Origin of the sequence: Cloacibacterium rupense (assembly GCF_014645495.1) — a bacterium.
GTDB lineage: Bacteria > Bacteroidota > Bacteroidia > Flavobacteriales > Weeksellaceae > Cloacibacterium > Cloacibacterium rupense.
The window spans coordinates 321,360-339,624 of the sequence record NZ_BMLV01000003.1; the positions used below are offsets into that span (position 1 = coordinate 321,360).

Annotated in this window: 19 protein-coding genes and 1 tRNA gene; 9 read left to right on the forward strand and 11 right to left on the reverse strand. The window is 32.0% G+C overall.

The window, feature by feature from the left end; all coding sequences use genetic code 11:
• Positions 1-24 precede the first annotated feature (24 nt).
• Both IEW40_RS09210 and folK read right to left on the reverse strand, forming a co-directional pair.
• Positions 25-1,488 (reverse strand): OmpA family protein, encoded by a 1,464-nt coding sequence (locus tag IEW40_RS09210; RefSeq protein WP_188617791.1) that lies wholly within the window; start codon positions 1,486-1,488, stop codon positions 25-27.
• A 24-nt stretch (positions 1,489-1,512) separates the two neighbouring features.
• Entirely contained in the window at positions 1,513-1,926 is a 414-nt protein-coding gene (folK, locus tag IEW40_RS09215) for a 2-amino-4-hydroxy-6-hydroxymethyldihydropteridine diphosphokinase (protein ID WP_188617792.1), read from the reverse strand.
• A gap of 27 nt (positions 1,927-1,953) precedes the next feature.
• On the opposite strand from folK, the gene sppA reads away from it, so the two are divergent.
• Positions 1,954-3,705 (forward strand): signal peptide peptidase SppA, encoded by a 1,752-nt coding sequence (sppA, locus tag IEW40_RS09220; protein WP_188617793.1) that lies wholly within the window; start codon positions 1,954-1,956, stop codon positions 3,703-3,705.
• An 80-nt stretch (positions 3,706-3,785) separates the two neighbouring features.
• Here sppA and IEW40_RS09225 read toward each other — a convergent pair whose 3' ends face one another.
• The 6 genes from IEW40_RS09225 to lnt all read right to left on the reverse strand — a co-directional run bounded on the left by IEW40_RS09225 (position 3,786) and on the right by lnt (position 7,578).
• Entirely contained in the window at positions 3,786-4,043 is a 258-nt protein-coding gene (locus IEW40_RS09225; RefSeq protein WP_188617794.1) for a GlsB/YeaQ/YmgE family stress response membrane protein, read from the reverse strand.
• Positions 4,044-4,119: 76 nt separating this feature from the next.
• A complete protein-coding gene (ftsY, locus tag IEW40_RS09230) occupies positions 4,120-5,076 on the reverse strand; it encodes a signal recognition particle-docking protein FtsY (RefSeq protein WP_188617795.1) in 957 nt (318 codons plus the stop codon).
• A 141-nt stretch (positions 5,077-5,217) separates the two neighbouring features.
• Positions 5,218-5,373, reverse strand: a complete 156-nt coding sequence (locus IEW40_RS09235) for a DUF4295 domain-containing protein (RefSeq protein ID WP_188617796.1) — start codon at positions 5,371-5,373, stop codon at positions 5,218-5,220.
• Between the two features lie 19 nt (positions 5,374-5,392).
• Positions 5,393-5,575, reverse strand: coding sequence for a 50S ribosomal protein L33 (gene rpmG / locus IEW40_RS09240; RefSeq protein ID WP_039341297.1), 183 nt, complete (start codon positions 5,573-5,575; stop codon positions 5,393-5,395).
• Between the two features lie 8 nt (positions 5,576-5,583).
• A complete protein-coding gene (rpmB, locus tag IEW40_RS09245) occupies positions 5,584-5,820 on the reverse strand; it encodes a 50S ribosomal protein L28 (RefSeq protein ID WP_188617797.1) in 237 nt (78 codons plus the stop codon).
• A 132-nt stretch (positions 5,821-5,952) separates the two neighbouring features.
• Positions 5,953-7,578 (reverse strand): apolipoprotein N-acyltransferase, encoded by a 1,626-nt coding sequence (lnt, locus tag IEW40_RS09250; RefSeq protein ID WP_188617798.1) that lies wholly within the window; start codon positions 7,576-7,578, stop codon positions 5,953-5,955.
• A 247-nt stretch (positions 7,579-7,825) separates the two neighbouring features.
• On the opposite strand from lnt, the gene IEW40_RS09255 reads away from it, so the two are divergent.
• Positions 7,826-10,051: a TonB-dependent siderophore receptor gene (locus tag IEW40_RS09255; RefSeq protein WP_188617799.1), complete on the forward strand. Its 2,226-nt coding sequence runs from the start codon at positions 7,826-7,828 to the stop codon at positions 10,049-10,051.
• Between the two features lie 77 nt (positions 10,052-10,128).
• The gene (locus tag IEW40_RS09260) at positions 10,129-10,635 is read left to right on the forward strand and encodes a PepSY-associated transmembrane domain-containing protein (protein WP_188617800.1); all 507 of its coding nucleotides are present in this window, start codon (positions 10,129-10,131) and stop codon (positions 10,633-10,635) included.
• A gap of 305 nt (positions 10,636-10,940) precedes the next feature.
• Here IEW40_RS09260 and IEW40_RS09265 read toward each other — a convergent pair whose 3' ends face one another.
• Positions 10,941-12,881, reverse strand: a complete 1,941-nt coding sequence (locus tag IEW40_RS09265) for an ABC-F family ATP-binding cassette domain-containing protein (RefSeq protein WP_188617801.1) — start codon at positions 12,879-12,881, stop codon at positions 10,941-10,943.
• An 85-nt stretch (positions 12,882-12,966) separates the two neighbouring features.
• Positions 12,967-13,040 (reverse strand) — tRNA-Gln (locus IEW40_RS09270).
• A gap of 198 nt (positions 13,041-13,238) precedes the next feature.
• On the opposite strand from IEW40_RS09270, the gene IEW40_RS09275 reads away from it, so the two are divergent.
• The 5 genes from IEW40_RS09275 to sucC all read left to right on the forward strand — a co-directional run bounded on the left by IEW40_RS09275 (position 13,239) and on the right by sucC (position 17,548).
• A complete protein-coding gene (locus IEW40_RS09275) occupies positions 13,239-14,573 on the forward strand; it encodes a hydroxymethylglutaryl-CoA reductase, degradative (protein ID WP_188617802.1) in 1,335 nt (444 codons plus the stop codon).
• Entirely contained in the window at positions 14,570-15,316 is a 747-nt protein-coding gene (locus IEW40_RS09280; protein WP_188617803.1) for a hypothetical protein, read from the forward strand. Before IEW40_RS09275 ends, IEW40_RS09280 begins: the two co-directional genes overlap by 4 nt.
• A gap of 4 nt (positions 15,317-15,320) precedes the next feature.
• Positions 15,321-15,707 (forward strand): DUF423 domain-containing protein, encoded by a 387-nt coding sequence (locus IEW40_RS09285; protein WP_188617804.1) that lies wholly within the window; start codon positions 15,321-15,323, stop codon positions 15,705-15,707.
• A gap of 4 nt (positions 15,708-15,711) precedes the next feature.
• Entirely contained in the window at positions 15,712-16,263 is a 552-nt protein-coding gene (locus IEW40_RS09290; protein WP_188617805.1) for a hypothetical protein, read from the forward strand.
• A 94-nt stretch (positions 16,264-16,357) separates the two neighbouring features.
• Positions 16,358-17,548, forward strand: coding sequence for an ADP-forming succinate--CoA ligase subunit beta (gene sucC, locus IEW40_RS09295; protein ID WP_188617806.1), 1,191 nt, complete (start codon positions 16,358-16,360; stop codon positions 17,546-17,548).
• Between the two features lie 198 nt (positions 17,549-17,746).
• Here the strand turns inward: sucC and IEW40_RS09300 are convergent, their stop codons facing one another.
• Entirely contained in the window at positions 17,747-18,001 is a 255-nt protein-coding gene (locus tag IEW40_RS09300; RefSeq protein ID WP_188617807.1) for a hypothetical protein, read from the reverse strand.
• 55 nt (positions 18,002-18,056) lie between these two features.
• Here IEW40_RS09300 and IEW40_RS14175 point away from each other — a divergent pair.
• A partial coding sequence (locus IEW40_RS14175; protein ID WP_229663418.1) for a hypothetical protein occupies positions 18,057-18,265 on the forward strand: 209 nt, incomplete at its 3' end.

The following is an 18,265-nucleotide window of genomic DNA, read 5'->3' on the forward strand; positions in this document are numbered from 1 at the left end:
CTTTTTGTATTTTTATTTTTAAAACTATTTAATTAACTCGAAATATACTCTTCTGTTAGCTTCGTTTTTCCATTCAGGACATTTAGTAGCTGGTTCACATTCTGGATATTTCAAATCTTTTTCACCTCTACCTTCACCAATCAACATTTTAGCATCTACTCCTTTAGAGATTAAGTATTTGATAACTGACTGAGCTCTTCTATTAGACAATTCTAAGTTATAAGACTCAGACGCTCTGGTATCTGTAGCTGCAATAACAAGATATCTTGCATTTTTATTTGATTTTTTAAGAATATCTGCTGCTATATTTAATTTTTCAATAGATTTTGGAGTAAGAGTAGCTTTATCTAAATCAAACACAATTCCTTCGAAGAATTTTTTAGTATTTTCATCTACAATTACTAAGGTATTTTCATCAATGTATGGACAACCGTTATTTTCTACTAAACCTGGAACTGTTACACATTTATCTTTAAGGTCAATAACTCCATCAAAATCCATATCTAGTGCTTTACCAGATCCATCTACCCTAGCACCAATAGGTGTATTGAGTTCTCTATCCCAGTCATCACACACCCCATCATTATCTGCATCTCCTTTTTCACAAACCACAAAATCAGATGATTTAGAGGCCAATGCACTTAATTTATCAAGTGCTGTATTATAAGAATCGTACCACGCCAAATGCTGGTTGTGTTTGCCTAGTTTAAAAGTAATCCCTAGATTAACAGTAACTAAATTATCAGATACATTTTTAACAATTTGGTTGTAGCCTGGCCACTCTCTTACATCTTCACCTCCTCCATCAAATTCATCATCACCAGTAATGATGTACATCACTCTACTTTCTAAGTCTATTCTTTTAGAAAGGTTATATTTCAAACCTAGGCCACCTTGATAAAAAAATGATTCTAAACCCAATTTTTGAGTAAAGTCTTTATTTGCTTCTTGCCTAGGATGCTCATCTCGTCTTTCGTAAGAATACCCTTGAAAACCAATCCCTGCATAACCATGTAAAGCCCATCTAAAAGGTGAATAATTATCTATTCTTCTAAAAAGGTTAGAAAAGTTAAAATCTCCTAGCAATGATATTTGGTCATACTTTGTTGTAGCATTCGCTAAACCGTGAACTAAGGGTGATGCTCCATATACATTTTGTCCTAATCTCCCAGTCTGCTTAGTTTCTCCTTTTTGGTATTGAAGAATTAGCCCAAACTTATCAGAAATTTGTTTCCCTAATTCAGCATAAGCAGTCCATCCAAAATGTTTTCCATCTTTATTAAATGAGGTCAAATCAGAATTATGCAAAAAAGCAGTACCCCCACCAAGAGATATCGACCAGTCATTAAATCTTCTAGCCTGATTATTAAACTTTTCAACTTTGGCAGAACCAGAGGTAAAAGTATTAGAATCGTTAGTTCCTTTGTTATCTTGGCTATAGAATAAAGCCGGAACAGACAACATTAGAGTAAATAAACCTAATTTCATATTTGTGTTTTATATTGTGCGTTTTTATAATTCTTTTAGTAGATTTTTTGAAAATTCTCTCTCATACGTATGCTTATGATGAGGAATTTCAAGTAGCTTTGATAAAAAATTAATATTTTCATATTTTACAATATCAATGTCAATTATTCTATCTATATACCCTCCTACTACAAAAGAATCTTGAGCTCTACCCATCTCTTTTTCAATATTTTTAATTTCTTTCAACAAGGAAAAAGGCGAAATATTGGTATATAAGCCTAATGCAATATTACGAAAAATATTATTACTAACAAACTCCACAGGCATAGTTTCTAACATTTCTGATGACTTAACAATTTTTCCGATACGACTTTCAATTTTAGTAATTGCTATTTCTAAATTTTTTTTGGTATCACCCATATTACTTCCTAGTAACAAAACCACATGATTTGACGACATATTGTGAAAATTATATTTTTAATAATTATGAGAAATTTTATAAAAAATGTTCTTGCAAATATAGTAGCCATTCTTATACTATTAATGGTAATATTTGGTTTTTTCATTTTAATGATTTTTGCAAGCGCTATAAATGGGGAGCAAAAGCCATCAATTAAAAAGAACTCTGTACTTGTTCTCAATTTCAAAAATCCAATTTTAGATTCCTATACCGAGGCAGAATCTAGTATTTTTGATTTAGGAGACACTAAAAATGTACTTCTTACCGATGTTTTAAATGCAATTCAAAAAGCAAAAACTGATGAAAACATAAAAGGAATTAGTATAGAAGTTGATGAACTGCAAGCTGGAACTACGCAAGCCGATAACATAAGAGACGCTATTGAAGATTTCAAAAAAAGTGGAAAATTCGTTTATGCTTATGGTAATAATATGTCTCAAAAATCATATTATCTAGCCACCATAGCCGATAAAGTTTTTTTAAATCCCGTAGGAATGATTGAACTAAAAGGCATGTCTACTGAGGTAACTTTTTTCAAAGATTTTGCTGACAAATACGGTGTAGGTATAGACATCATCAGACATGGAAAATTCAAAGCTGCTGTAGAGCCTTTCATGAGAAACGAAATTTCACCAGAAAACAAAGAACAACTCTCTACCTTACTGAATGACATCTGGGGAAATATTTCCAATAAAATTAAAACAGCTAGAAAATTAGACGAAAACAGTTTCAAAACAGCCGTAGACAGCTTATACGGCTACATTCCAGAACAAGCTATCAAGAGTAAATTAGCCGACCAACTTGTTCAAAAATCTGAATATTATAATTTCATAAAGAAAAATTTAAAAATTGACACTGATAAAGATTTCAATCAAATTTCTATAGGTAAATATATAAACACTCTAGACAATAAAAATAATGACAATAATGAAATAGCAGTTTTGTATGCTTCTGGAGAAATTTTCAATGGAGATGAATACAGTAACATTCATTCTGATAAATATGTTAAATACATTAAAGACTTAGCAGATGATGACAATGTAAAAGCAGTCGTTTTGAGAGTAAACTCACCTGGCGGAAGTGGAAATGCTTCAGATGAAATACTATTTGAGCTTCAACAATTGAAAAAGAAAAAACCTTTAATTGTATCTTTCGGAGATTACGCAGCTTCTGGTGGTTATTATATCTCAATGGCAGCAGATAAAATTTACTCTGAACCCAATACACTTACTGGCTCTATAGGCGTTTTCGGGATGATTACCAATTTTAAAGAATTAGCCAACAGAAACGGAATTAGAAGTGATATTGTTTCCACTAATGCTAATTCTCAATTTTATTCTCCAATTTCTGGCGCTGCACCAGGCACTATCCCTATGCTTACGAAAAGTGTAGAAAGCACCTATAAAAGATTTGTTTATTTTGTAACTCAAAACAGAAAAAAATCTTTTGAACAAATAGATGCAATTGGTGGCGGAAGAGTTTGGAGCGGCACCAGAGCAAAAGAACTAGGCCTTGTAGATGAATTAGGAAGCATACAACAAGCCATTAACTTTGCTGCTTCTAAGGCAAAACTTAAAGATTTTAACGTACAAAATTATCCTGCAAAGATGAGTAAGTTTGAAGAGTTTTTCAAAAACACTCAAGAAGAAGAAATAGCCGCAAAAGTAATTTCTAAAAAAATAGGTAAGGAAAACTATACAATTTTTGAAAAAGTAACTAATCCTAAATTTAACAATGGGGTACAGATGTCGCTTCCTTATAAAATTACAATTAAATAAACTTCAATCATCTTTCATATTAAAAAGAAATCCCGTTTCGATTTTAGAAACGGGATTTTTATATGTAATATATTTTCTGATTATTTTTTTGCAATAAATTTAGAGTAAATAAACAGCAATAACACAGCTCCTGCAATGGAAACAATCCAATTCATAGGACTCCAAAAACTGTCCGCTACGGAAATACCTATTAAATCTGCAATAAATTTACCTACAACAGAACCAAGAATACCAATTAGTATGGTTATTAACCAACCACTAGGATCTGCACCTGGCCTTAAAGCTTTAGCAATTGCACCTGCAATTAAACCGAAAATAATGTAAGCTAACCAACTCATAGTTTTAAAATTTTAAGTTAATAATTTTGTTAATTTGACTTTATAAAGTTATAACTTTTTTTAAATCAACAAAATATTAATTCCTTTTTTTAAAAAAAGAGTCTACAAACTCCTCTCCATTGAAAAGTTGTAAATCTTCCATTTTCTCGCCTACACCTATATATTTTACGGGAATTTGAAATTGGTCTGAGATACCGATTACCACACCTCCTTTGGCAGTTCCATCTAATTTGGTTACCGCTAGAGCAGTAACTTCTGTAGCAGCAGTAAATTGCTTTGCTTGTTCGAAAGCGTTTTGCCCTGTAGAGCCATCTAAAACCAATAGAACTTCGTGTGGAGCATCTGGCAAAACTTTTTGCATCACTCTTTTAATTTTCGAAAGTTCGTTCATCAGATTCACTTTATTGTGCAATCTTCCTGCGGTATCTATAATTACTACATCTGCATTTTGGGCTACTGCACTTTGTACTGTATCAAAAGCTACAGATGCCGGGTCGCTCCCCATATTTTGCTTTACAATAGGCACGCCTACCCTTTCACTCCATATCACCAATTGATCTACTGCAGCCGCTCTGAAAGTATCTGCAGCGCCTAAAACCACTTTCAAACCTTGAGATTTGAACTGATGAGCTAGCTTCCCTATGGTTGTAGTTTTTCCTACACCATTTACGCCAACCACCATAATTACATAAGGTTTTTTGGTTTCGTCTATATTTTTGGATTGAGAATGAGGATTTTCTAGCAGTAATCCAGAAATTTCTTCACGGAGAATCTGGTCTAGTTCTGCGGTATTTACATATTTATCGCGCTCTACTCTAGCTTCTATTCTTTCAATAATTTTAACTGTGGTATTTACCCCAACATCAGAAGCTATTAGAACATCTTCTAGATCATCTAAAACCTCATCATCAACTTTGGATTTACCAACTACTGCTCTAGAAATTTTATCAAAAAAACCTTGACTAGATTTTTCTAAACCTTTATCTAAAGATTCTTTTTCTTCTTTTTTAAAAATATTTTTAAACCAACTCATACTATGATTTGAAATTTGACATTTGAAATATATTCACGATTTTAAGTTATACTAAAGGCTCGTGAATTGAAGGCACAAAGATAACAAAAAAACTACCCAAAATAAATTGAGTAGTTTTATATATTTACAAAAGTCTAATGATTATTTTTTCAAATAACCGTCTACTTCGTCTGCGTTCATTACTTTTTCTTCGAAAACGTAAGCTCCAGTTTTAGGAGACTTTACCATTTTGATTACTTTGGTCATTTTTTTAGATCCTGCTCCACCTTGTAGCGTTGCAACAACTTTCTTTGCCATCTTTAATTATTTTATAAGATTACTTAATTTCTTTGTGAACTGTGTACTTTTTAAGAACCGGATTGTACTTTTTAAGTTCTAATCTTTCCGTAGTGTTCTTTTTGTTTTTGGTGGTAATGTATCTAGACATACCAGCTACACCAGTTTCTTTGTGCTCAGTGCACTCAAGAATTACTTGAACTCTATTTCCTTTCTTAGCCATTTTCTTAATTATTTAATAAATCCGTTTCTAGTTGCTCTTTCTATTGCTTCTTCGATACCAATTTTATTGATAACTCTCAAACCATGAGCAGAAACTCTTAAAGTAACGCTTTTTTCTTGCTCTGGAAGATAAAATTTCTTCTCTAGTAAATTAATTTCAAAACGTCTTTTCGTTTTGTTATTCGCGTGAGAAACATTGTTTCCTACCATTGCACGCTTACCTGTTATTTGGCAAATTCTAGACATATCTCGATGTTCTTTTTTACTACTATGTATTTATTTTGAGTGTGCAAAATTATGGATATTTTTTTTAACTCACAAGTTTTCTAAGAAATTAATTTCTATTTTTTTGAAATTATTTTCCTAAACTTTTTGCACTTACTTTTTAGAGGCAATTTTCTCACCAAAATGATAGATGAGTAAAAATCCGAGCACAAAGATAGCAATTCTGGAGATTAAATCACCCGTTTTTGTATAAATAGATTTTTCTTCTAGTAAATTAGCTGTAACCGCTAGTGCTGTTTGGTCACCATAAAAAGTATCTTCTACAATATCTCCTCTTGCATTAATATGCGCTGAAATCCCGCTATTAGCAGCTCTAACGATTTCTCTGCGTGTTTCTATAGCTCTTAATCTAGCATAAGATAGCAATTGTTTATGTCCTTCGGAATTATCCCACCAAGAATCATTGGTCATAATCGCGAGAAGATTAGCTCCGTTTTTCACATAATCGGTTACAAATTCTCCGTAGATACTTTCATAGCAGATAATTGGGGCTACTTTTGCTTTGTTAAATTTATTGATGAATACTTTTCTCTCCTTATCTATTCCTAAAGAAGTAGTTGCGCCACCAAAATCTAACATAGCATCTCCTAAAATAGGTTTTAAAAATCTAATATAAGGGAAAATTTCTACACCAGGTACCAATTTACCTTTATGATAGACTTCCACATTTTGATTGGGAATAATCTGCAATGCCGAATTGTAAGAATTCACCCAAAGTCCATCTTGTATTTTTACAGAATAATTTTCTGTTTCGCTTTCATTAAACAAATATTTATGCGTAGAAGCGCCCGTCATTAATATAGATTGAGGATGTTTTATTAAAAATTCTTTTGCAATATTAATAGAAAGACTTTTATTAAATCCATTTTCACTAAGACTACCTCTTCCAGGGAATGCTGTTTCTGGCGCTATGTAGAAATCTACTTTTCCTTTCGAATTTTGTTCAGCCAAAGTCAATAGTTCATCTAAAATTTGCAAAGAATCTTTAGAATATTTTTCATTATAAGGATCTAATTCTGGCTGAAGCAAAACTACATTTACATTGCCAACAGATCTTTCTTGATAACTATTGTATTTATAGATAGAAATTAGAATCGGGAGAAAAATAACAGCCATCAAAATTGATACATTTTTAATTAAATCTTTTCTAATTCTGCCCGCTTCCCAAATTCTGATGGTATAAAAGGTAAAAACATTAATCAATAAAATCCAGAAACTACCACCTGTTGCGCCGATTGTATCATACCATTGAATGACTTTAGGATACTCAGAAAAAACATTTCCTAAATTTAACCAAGGCCAAGTAAACTCCCAACTGAGGTGAAATCTCTCAAAGCTCAACCAAATTGCAACAAAAAACACCAATCCGAAATAGGTACCTCTTACTTTTTTGTACCAATAATATAGTTGAAAAGTAGAACTCATCAACAAAGAATTGGCAAATAACGGAATAGTAACCGCCAATAAAGAATTGCTACCATCAGGATTTTTGGCATAGTACAACCAACCTGTTGTTACCAAATTCCAGATGAAAAATGTAAAATAACTCAAGCCAAAAACAGCCCAACCTTTTCTTTTGATTTTTGAGAATTTAGAAATCTCTTGCTCCATCAATAATAGCGGAACAAAAGCAAAAAATATAAAAAACGGAACACCATAGGTAGGCCAAGACACGCTAAAAAGCAAAGCCGAAATTGCTGCAAGAATAATATATTTCATTGGATAAATTTCTGTTAAGAATAATCGCAAATTTAATATTTTGAAAACAAATAAAGGTTTTATGAAGATTAAATAATTAAATATTTTCGACCTTTAGAATAAAACCTATATTAAAAAAATAAAAAATTAAATACTGTAAATCAATCTATTAAAAATATTATTTAAAATTATTCTAAATAAATTTTGAGGATAAAAATATCCTTTTTATTTTTGCGTTGTTATTTTTAATAATTCTAAATAAATATTAATGAAAAAGATTATTTTTTCCGCTGCTCTTATTTCATCAGTTTTAAATGCTCAAAAAAAAGAACAAGATTCTCTTAATACAAGAACCATAGAAGATGTAAAACTGCATAAAACAGGCAATCCCAATAAAGCCAAGCTTTTTACTACCAAATCTAATCTAAATCCAATGGAAACTCCACAGGCGATTGCTGTGGTAACACACGAGGTAATAGAACAACAGCAAGCACAACAATTGTCTGATGTGGTAAGAAACGTAAACGGCGTTTATCTAACCTCCGCTAGAGGTAGTTCACAAGATAATTTCGGGGCTAGAGGCTACACTTTTGGCAATGAAAATATTTTCAAAAACGGAAACAGAATAAATTCTGGAATTTTCCCAGAAGTTTCTGGCCTAGAACGTGTAGAAGTTTTAAAAGGTAGCGCAGCTATTCTTTACGGAAATGTAGCACCAGGAGGTATTGTAAATATGGTTACCAAAAAACCATTATTCACTTTCGGTGGAAATGCAGCCCTTAACTACGGCAGCTGGAACAATATAAAACCTACAGTAGATGTATATGGTGCATTGACCAAAAATTCTGCTTTTAGAGTAAACGGAAGTTATGAATACAAAGACAGTTTCCGAGATGTAGTAAATTCTAAAAAACATTATTTCAACCCAAGCTTTTTATTTAATATTTCTGATAAAACCCAAATTATTTTTGAGGCAGATTATCTTAAACATCATTTTACCCCAGATTTTGGATTGGGAAGTATCATGGATCAACAAACAGGAATTTCAAGTTTTGACACTGGTCTTTCTAGAAATGCTTTCATAGGCGCAAACTGGCAATACAATATTGCACAAATGGCAACTTCTACCATTACTGTAAACCATCAAATCAATAGCAATTGGAACTTCAACTCTGTTGTATCCTATCAAAACTATACCAGAGATTATTTTTCAACAGAAAGAATTCAATGGTTAGTAAACACTACTAATGATGCTGTAAACCCAGAAAGAAGTTTTTATCAATCAATCAATAGAACTTACAATGAACAAAATTATGGCGCTTTGCAATTTAATGTGAACGGAGAATTCAAAACTGGAAAAATAAAACATAAACTATTGACTGGAGCTGATACTGATTACAACAAAGCAGATGCTTATACTTTTACAACTTCAGATGGTAAGAAGTCTTTCCCTTTTAATAATACCTCTGTTACATATCTAGATCGCCCAGAAACTTGGAACAATGTGCCAAAAATAGATTCAAAAACAAAAGAGGTGACCATAATTCCGACACAAAGATTTGGAGCTTATGTACAAGACTTACTAGACTTTGGAAAAATAAAATTCTTAGCAGGAGTTAGGTTCAACTATTTAGAAACAAAAGAAAGAACCGTTAAAAACTATATCAATAATACAGAAACAAAACTCAACACTAATAAATTAGTAGAAAAAGCTTTTTCACCAAGATTTGGTTTTGTCTATGAAATTAATGATAAAATGATGGCCTTTGCGAGTTACGCCAATTCTTTTACGCCAAACAACACTGGTTCTAATACAGATATCTATGGAAACCCATTAGAATCTTCCGTAATAGACCAATATGAAGTAGGATTAAAAACAAACCTTATTAAAAACACTCTATCCTTAAACTTTACTGCATACCAAATAGATAACGACAACCTAGTCTCTACAGCAATTTACGATAAAGACGGTAACATCAATAGCAACACCAATCTCAAAATACTAGGCGGAAAAGCGAGAAGCCGAGGAGCAGAATTAGACATTACAGGAAATCCTACTCCTAATTTATCTTTAATTGGGGGCGTTTCTTACAACCATGCAGAATACGTGAAAACACCTGACACAAAAGGAAGCTTCATAGAAGGTGAAAGAATCGTAAGAACACCTGCTGTTACTGCAAATGCTTCTATTTTCTATACTTTATCTCAATATGTAAAAGGCTTAAGACTAGGAATTACTGCATTTTACACTGGTGATAGATTAGCTGGCTGGAATAACACCAAATATCCTGCAGCTAATCAACAAAATAGAATTGTTAAATTAGATGATTTCACGACAGTAGATTTTTCAGTAGGCTATCAATTCAACAAAATCTCAATCATGGGAAAAGTAGGTAATATATTTGATGTGGTAGATTATAATGTACACGAAAATTACTCTGTAAACCCTATTACACCAAGAAATTTCTATTTAACACTTAGCTATAAACTTTAACTTTAAAATAAAAAATGAATCTAAAAGTGGAAATTATTCCACTTTTGGTGTTTAAATCAACAAAAAATTAATTTAAAATGAAGAGTACAAGAACTACAATGAGACTTCTACACCGTTACATCGGTTATTTTATGGCAGGAATTATGGCTGTTTATGCGATAAGCGGCGTTTTATTAATCTACAGAGATACCGATTTTCTGAAAAAGGAGAAAAAAATTGAGAAAAAGATTGATGCTAACATTCCTTTAGACAAACTAGGAAAAGAATTAAAAATAAAAGGGCTAGAAGTAAAAGAACAAAAAGGAGATGTAGTTATTTTCAAAGAAGGAACATACAATTCTAAAACTGGCGAAGCAAAATATACAAAAAAAGAACTACCTTTTTTCTTAAAAAAAATGACAGAACTACACAAATCTGATTCTAAACATAAACTTTCTTTACTAAATACAATATTCGGAATTTCCCTCCTATTCTTCGTGGTTTCCTCGTTCTGGATGTTCAATATAAAGTCAAGAATTTTCAAGAACGGAATGATTATCACTGCAGTAGGAATCATTTTGGCATTGTTTTTGATTTTAGTATAATTGTAAAATCAGCAATATAATATTGATTTATTGCAAATTAAATAAATATTACTATCTTTGCAAAAAATTTTACTACACTTTATAAGTGATTGAAAAATTGATTATTAAGTATTTACAAACATACCACTAATCAATTTAACAAGATTTAAGTATTTTTAATAAAAATTAAATATATTTAATATAATTTAACATTTTTTCATTTGTGTTTTTGGGCGGGATAAGATATTTAATATTTTGTCTCGCCATTTTTTATACAAAAAAATCCGACTTTAAACGCCGGATTATCTTTATATAAATGTATAAAATTACTCTATCTGCATCGCTACTTCTTCCCAATCTTGCATGGTTGCTGTCAATTCCTTTTTAAGAGCTTCATACTTTTCTAATTCTTGTTGAGAAGGGTTGGTTTTGCCAAAAATTTCTTCTAACGAGGCAATTTCTCTTTCATAATCAGAGATTTTTTCTTCTAATTTTTTTAATTTATTTTGAAGATTTTTTTGCTCTTTACTTATAAAGTTTGATTGGGTTTGGTGTGGTTTCACATCGTTTGAATGAGTTTGATTTTGTTTTTCAATTTTTGGCTCAACTTCATTTTGGCTCAGTTTAGATTTCTCCGCAGAAATTTCTCTGATGGTTTCTTTTTGTCGATATTCTAAGTATTCATTAATATTCCCTAAAAACTCCTTCATAGAACCATCTCTAAACTCGAAAATCTTATCGCATAATCCTTGCAAAAATTCTCTATCGTGAGAAATCACAATCACCGTTCCTTCAAATTTCTGAAGAGCAATTTTGATAATTTCTTTAGATTGAATATCTAAGTGATTGGTAGGTTCGTCCATAATCAAAGTATTGAACGGACGAAGTAATAATTTACAAAGCGCCAAACGGTTTCTCTCACCACCAGAAAGCACTTTTGTCTTTTTTTGCACCGCTTCACCTGTAAAAAGGAAACTTCCGAGCAAATCTCTTACTCTAGGTCTGGTTTCTTCTGTAGCAGCATCTTCGGCTTCTTGCAGTACGGTTTTATCTGGCGTAAGAACTTCCTCTTGATTTTGTGCAAAATAACCAATATTTACATTGTGACCAAGATTCCATTCACCTGTATAATCTTTTATATCACCTGCTAAAATTTTGGCTAGCGTAGTTTTACCTTGTCCGTTTTGCCCAAGAAGTGCAATTCTGTCGCCTCTTTGCACAAAGAAATCTACATTGTCAAAAACCTGATGATTTCCGTATTTTTTACCTAATTTGTTAGCTTCGAAGATTACTTTTCCAGGAACTACACTCTGCACAAAACGGATATTAAATTTAGAAACATCATCATTCTCTACTTCAATTCTTTCAATCTTATCCAATTTTTTAATCAAAGACTGTGCAAAAGCAGCTTTAGTAGCACTCGCACGGAATTTATTGATGTTATCTTCCATCTGCTTAATTTCCGCATCCTGATTTTTCTTCGCCTGAATTAGTTTTTCTTTTCTATCTTTTCTTAGCTCTAGATATTTGGTATAATTGGCTTTATAATCATCTACTTTTTTATTGTTAATATCAAAAGTTCGGTTACAAACCGCAGTCATAAACTGCTTATCGTGACTTACCAAAACAATAGCGCCGTTATAATCCTTCAAGAAATTTTCTAGCCAAATGATAGATTCCATATCCAAGTGATTGGTAGGCTCATCTAAAAGGAGTAAATCATTATTTTGAAGGAGCAGTTTCGCCAATTCTATTCTCATTCTCCATCCGCCAGAAAACTCATCGGTAACTCTATCAAAATCTGCCGCTTTGAAACCCAAACCTAGCAAAACTTTTTCTACATCACCTTCTAGATTATACGCATCGTGATGATGAAGAATATCATTTAGGTCGGTCATTCTATGGATTAAATCATGGTAAGCATCAGATTCATAATCTGTTCTGGTTGCTAATTGATGGTTAACATCTTCCAATTCTTTTTTCCAAGCATTAATTTGCTCAAATGCTTGTAATGTTTCATTCCAAACGGTTCTACCTTTTACAAAATCTAAATCTTGCTTTAGAAAACCAATCGTAATGTTCCCTTCTGGCACAATATTCCCTTCGAAGAAAGTAATTTCTCCGGAAAGCATTTTGAGAATAGTAGATTTACCTGCACCATTTTTACCAACAAGACCTACTTTATCATCTTTTTTGATAGTGAAATTTACATCTCTAAAAAGATAATTTCCTGAATGGTGAAGACCAAGACTTTGAACTGAAATCATTTTTTCTTATTTGAATTAAGTATTTAAAATTACCAAAAACTACATTTAAACAAAAAAGCCTTCCGAAAACTCAGAAGGCTTTATGTGGTAGACTCACAGGGATTCGAACCCCGACAGACGGTACCAAAAACCGTAGTGCTACCGTTACACCATGAGTCTATACCGTTTTTGGTGGTGCAAATTTAAAACTTTTTTTTCTATTTGCAAGACATTAAACAAAAAAAAATCAAAAAAAAATCTATTTCACTGAATTTCAAAGCATTTTTTTCATTCTCTCCTTCAATAATTCTCATAAAGAAACCACGACTTTCTTCTTCTACAAAATTTGTATCTTTGAGCATCAAAAAAATAATTTCTATGAATCACAAACCAGTAGAAGGTTTTTCTAAACTTTCTAAACAAGGGAAAATAGACTGGCTCATTACAGAATACCTAGAAGGAAACCAAGAATATCAACAGATTCTTCAGCAATATTGGAACGAAAATCCTGCGCTACAAAAACTACACGAAGAATTTTCTGAAAATACCATTTCTAACTTTTATATGCCTTACGGAATTGCACCCAATTTCCTTATTGATGGAAAACTGATGGCTTTACCAATGGCTGTAGAAGAAAGTTCTGTGGTGGCTGCTGCGTCTAAATCTGCTAAATTTTGGATAGAAAGAGGCGGTTTCAAAACGACGATTATTAACAACGAAAAATTAGGACATACGCATTTTATCTTCAAAGTAGAAGCTCATAAATTATTGCATTTTTTTAATTTTACTTTAAAGAAAAAACTCTTTGAAGCTACCCAAGATATTACCGCTAATATGCGAAATCGTGGTGGCGGAATTCTAGACATTAAATTGATAGACAAAACCTCTGAACTAGAAAATTACTATCAACTGAAAGCAAGTTTTGATACAGTAGATTCTATGGGCGCTAATTTCATTAACTCTTGTCTAGAACAATTCGGGAAAACTTTAAAAGAAGAAGTTGCCCAATCTACAGATTTTTCACAAACAGAAAAAGATTCACTGCAAATTGTAATGAATATTCTCTCTAATTTTACTCCAGATTGTATTGTAAGAGCCGAAGTTTCTTGTAAAATTGAAGATTTGAAAGACGACAGCGGAATTTCTAATGAAGAATTCGCTTGGAAATTTAAACAAGCCGTTACTATTGCAGAAATAGAACCTTATAGAGCAACTACGCATAACAAAGGCATTATGAACGGTGTAGATGCGGTGGTAATTGCCACAGGAAATGATTTCCGTGCTACCGAAGCTTGTGCACACGCTTATGCAAGTAAAGATGGTAAGTACAAATCGCTTACGCATTGTACTACAGACAACGGAATTTTCAGATTTTGGATAGATTTGCCAATTTCTGTGGGAGTTGTTGGTGGTTTAACGCAGCTTCATCCTTTGGTTAAATTTTCTTTGGCACTTCTTGGAAAACCATCTGCACAAGAATTGATGAGTATTTTGGCTGTTTCTGGTTTAGCTCAAAATTTTGCAGCACTTCGTTCTTTGGTGACTACAGGAATTCAAAAAGGACATATGAAAATGCATTTGTTCAATATCTTAAATCAATTTGGCGCTACGGAAGAAGAAAAACAATATTTTGTAAATTATTTTAAAGACAAAACCGTAAGTCATCACGAAGTGATTTCGGAATTGGAAAAGATAAGAAAAATACAATCATGAAATATTTATATTTAATCAATTTATTTTTATTGGGAAGTTTGTTTGTTGGTGCGCAAGAAAGAGCAATTATTGACAAAGAAGTTTCAGAAATTTATAAAAATTATAGTAATAAAGTTGAAAATTTACAGAAAAAAAGTTTTTCTGAAATAGATGCTCAATATAAAAAAACGAAATCCGAAAAAAAATTAGAAGAATTAGATGAAAAATACATTAAGATTCGAGAAGTTTTTTTAGTTGATCAAGAAAAATTTCAACAAGAAAAGTTACTTAAACTAAGAAATCTAGTGGACGAAGTAAAAAAACGTTATCCATTAATAGGAAAAGTAGCATCAGCAAAAAATGAAAATGAGAAAACAGAAAATTATCCACCACCTCCTACTTCCGGACAAAAAATTATTCAAAATGGTGTAAAAGGGCATCTTATTAAATCTCCAAGTTACGATTTAAATAAATCTGACGAATTAAAACTTGAAGAAAAGGATAAAATTAGGAAAAATTTTTCTGAAAACTTTAGAATTGATTACATTAATACTAATGATGATATTTTGAAAACAAGATTACTAATCAATGTGGATTCTGATGGAAGTTTAAAAGATATTACTGCAGAAGGCGTCAATGAAGAAGTAAACTTACTTTCAATTTTAACCATTTATAGTTTAAATATCAAATTGGAACCTTATGAAAATGGCGGATATTTTTTAGTAAGAAAATTTACATTGCCAATATCATTAAATTTTGAATAGAAATATGAAAAACCTAACCTTAATAATCGGCGCATTCTACGGAATGCTTTCAGTAATTCTAGGCGCTTTCGGAGCGCACGCTTTTAAGAAAGTTCTTTCTATAGAAAGATTAACCAGTTTTGAAACTGGTGTTAAATACCAAATGTACCACGCATTATTATTACTTATTATCGGTTTTTTCTTTAAGTTTGATACAGGAATAGAAAAATGGGCTTCTTGGTGCATTATTTTGGGAGTTATTTTCTTCTCTGTTAGCATCTATTTCCTGAGTTTTCAAGAAGTTTGGGGTGTAAGTCTAAAGTTTTTAGGCCCAATTACCCCAATTGGCGGACTGCTTATGATTATAGGATGGACGTTATTAATATTAATATTCATCAAAAATAAATTTTAAAACAATGAAAAAAAAATTCACCTTATTAGCGTTTTTAATGATTTCTGGTTTTTTATTTTCACAACAGATTAAAGAAGAAATAGTAGGAAATCCTTTCAAAATTTCTTATCCTAGTAATTACGTAAAGACTTATGATTTAAATGATTCTGCTTCTTTGCAAATTATGAATGGTATTCAAGAAAAATTTACAATTATTATACAAGATAATATTGAAGCTTTAGATGCACTTAAAATGAATTTTGCCAGTACAGAAGAAGCCATCAATTTTTATGCTAAAGAACTTATTTCTGGCTTAGAAGAAAACAATTTAAAAAAAATATCTGCCCCAAAAAATTTCCTTATCAACGGTTATAACAGTACCGAAATAACAATCGAAGGTCAAACTACAGATGGAGAAACCAAAGAAAAAATAGAGTTTTTCTATCTCTATACTGTTATTAAAACTCCTTATAATTATTATCAAATCTTATCTTGGAGCAGCTTAGACAACAAAAAACAATTTGAAGAAGAATTTAGAAACATCGCAAAATCTTTCAAAGAAATTGCTGTAAAATAACAGATATACAATTTTAGCAATTTTTATAATTTGCTCCCATTATTTTTTCATATTTTTGTGAAAACTAACTTTTAAATAAAATTTTAGAAATATTATGAATCTTCACGAGTATCAATCAAAAGAGATTTTAGCTTCTTACGGCGTTAGAATCCAACGTGGTTTTGTAGCAAACAACGTAGAGGAAGCTGTAGCAGCTGCTGATAAATTAAAAGAATTGACCGGAAACGAAGGTTGGGTAGTTAAAGCCCAAGTTCACGCTGGTGGTAGAGGTAAAGGTGGCGGTGTAAAATTTTCACCAAACTATGACAAACTAAAAGAAAATGCTCAGAACATTATTGGGATGAGATTAGTTACCCCTCAAACTTCAGCAGAAGGTAAATTGGTAAACTCTGTTTTGGTTGCAGAAGATGTATATTATCCTGGCGAAACTGAAACTAAAGAATTCTATGTTTCTATCCTTTTAGATAGAGCTTTAGGTAAAAATACGGTGGTTTATTCTACAGAAGGTGGTATGGATATTGAGCACGTAGCAGAAGTTACACCTCACCTTATTCACAAAGAAGTTATTGATCCTACTTTAGGTTTACAAGGTTTCCAAGCTAGAAAAATCGCTTTCAACCTTGGTTTATCAGGTGATTCTTTCAAAGAATTTGTAAAATTCATTGATGCACTTTACAAAGCGTATGTAGGAATAGACGCATCTTTATTCGAAATCAACCCAGTTCTTAAAACTTCTGACAATAAAATTATTGCTGTAGATGCTAAAGTAACTTTAGATGACAATTCACTTTTCCGTCACAAAGATTTAGCAGAACTAAGAGACAAAAGAGAAGAAGACCCTATGGATGTAGAAGCTGGGGAAGCTGGTCTTAATTTCGTGAAATTAGACGGTAACGTAGCTTGTATGGTAAACGGAGCTGGACTTGCTATGGCTACTATGGATATCATTAAACTTTCTGGTGGTAATCCAGCCAATTTCCTAGACGTTGGTGGTACTGCAGATGCACAAAGAGTACAAACCGCTTTCGGAATTATCTTAAGAGACCCAAATGTAAAAGCAATTCTTATTAATATTTTTGGAGGAATTGTACGTTGCGACAGAGTAGCTCAAGGTGTAGTAGACGCTTACAAAGCAATGGGAAGCCTTCCAGTTCCTTTAATTGTACGTCTTCAAGGTACAAACGCTGTAGAAGCGAAGCAATTAATAGACGATGCAGGTTTACCAATTCACTCAGCAATTACTCTAGAAGAAGCCGCAAACAAAGTATCAGAAGTTTTAGCATAAAAAAACTTCACTTCAAATAATCAAATCCGTTCTATTTTAGGACGGATTTTTTTTGGGCAATCCCTCATTCCAAAGCAATGCCAACGCTTATTCGGGTCGGGCTATCCGTTACAATCTTTTTTTTCAAACGCTATTCCTAGCAAAAAAAAGGATTTCCACTACTATCCCTATTGCAAAGTGACCAGAAAATAAGAACAATTACTTCACATAAGTATGTTTTCTATCTCCATCATAGCAAACCCATTCGTGAGCAATTATAGTATCTTTCTTATGAATATAAAATACTAATTCTCCTTTCTTTTTTACAATAGTATCACCTACTACAATTTCTTTCTTATATTCATCCCACCATCTATTTTCATTATCACAAAATTTCACTTTTTTACTTATAGGATCATAACCTTTGGTTTTGAATAAATTAGGGTATTCCGACGGTGGAATTATTACAACCAAATTAAATTCATCTTCTAAAATATAATTTCTAGATCTATCACAATCAACACAAGATATGATAAGAAAACATAAAGATAAAACAGATTTCATCAGAAATAACAGTATTTCATCTACTATTCCAATTACAAAAACATCAAACGCCAAGCATCTAGCAAAAGTACAAAAACAAAAAAAGCTCATCAACGTTGTTGATGAGCTTTTAATAAAAACTGGCGGCGACCTACTCTCCCGCGTTAGCAGTACCATCGGCGCTAGAGGGCTTAA

Bases quoted from the DNA above. Each gene is read 5' to 3' on its own strand.
- IEW40_RS09255 (WP_188617799.1), top strand. From the start codon at position 7,826: ATGAAAAAGATTATTTTTTCCGCTGCTCTTATTTCATCAGTTTTAAAT.
- ftsY (WP_188617795.1), bottom strand. From the start codon at position 5,076: ATGAGTTGGTTTAAAAATATTTTTAAAAAAGAAGAAAAAGAATCTTTA.
- lnt (WP_188617798.1), bottom strand. From the start codon at position 7,578: ATGAAATATATTATTCTTGCAGCAATTTCGGCTTTGCTTTTTAGCGTG.
- rpmB (WP_188617797.1), bottom strand. From the start codon at position 5,820: ATGTCTAGAATTTGCCAAATAACAGGTAAGCGTGCAATGGTAGGAAAC.
- IEW40_RS09235 (WP_188617796.1), bottom strand. From the start codon at position 5,373: ATGGCAAAGAAAGTTGTTGCAACGCTACAAGGTGGAGCAGGATCTAAA.
- IEW40_RS09290 (WP_188617805.1), top strand. From the start codon at position 15,712: ATGAAAAAAAAATTCACCTTATTAGCGTTTTTAATGATTTCTGGTTTT.
- rpmG (WP_039341297.1), bottom strand. From the start codon at position 5,575: ATGGCTAAGAAAGGAAATAGAGTTCAAGTAATTCTTGAGTGCACTGAG.
- IEW40_RS09260 (WP_188617800.1), top strand. From the start codon at position 10,129: ATGAAGAGTACAAGAACTACAATGAGACTTCTACACCGTTACATCGGT.
- IEW40_RS09275 (WP_188617802.1), top strand. From the start codon at position 13,239: ATGAATCACAAACCAGTAGAAGGTTTTTCTAAACTTTCTAAACAAGGG.
- sucC (WP_188617806.1), top strand. From the start codon at position 16,358: ATGAATCTTCACGAGTATCAATCAAAAGAGATTTTAGCTTCTTACGGC.
- IEW40_RS09265 (WP_188617801.1), bottom strand. From the start codon at position 12,881: ATGATTTCAGTTCAAAGTCTTGGTCTTCACCATTCAGGAAATTATCTT.
- IEW40_RS09280 (WP_188617803.1), top strand. From the start codon at position 14,570: ATGAAATATTTATATTTAATCAATTTATTTTTATTGGGAAGTTTGTTT.
- IEW40_RS09285 (WP_188617804.1), top strand. From the start codon at position 15,321: ATGAAAAACCTAACCTTAATAATCGGCGCATTCTACGGAATGCTTTCA.
- IEW40_RS09210 (WP_188617791.1), bottom strand. From the start codon at position 1,488: ATGAAATTAGGTTTATTTACTCTAATGTTGTCTGTTCCGGCTTTATTC.
- sppA (WP_188617793.1), top strand. From the start codon at position 1,954: ATGAGAAATTTTATAAAAAATGTTCTTGCAAATATAGTAGCCATTCTT.
- folK (WP_188617792.1), bottom strand. From the start codon at position 1,926: ATGTCGTCAAATCATGTGGTTTTGTTACTAGGAAGTAATATGGGTGAT.
- IEW40_RS09225 (WP_188617794.1), bottom strand. From the start codon at position 4,043: ATGAGTTGGTTAGCTTACATTATTTTCGGTTTAATTGCAGGTGCAATT.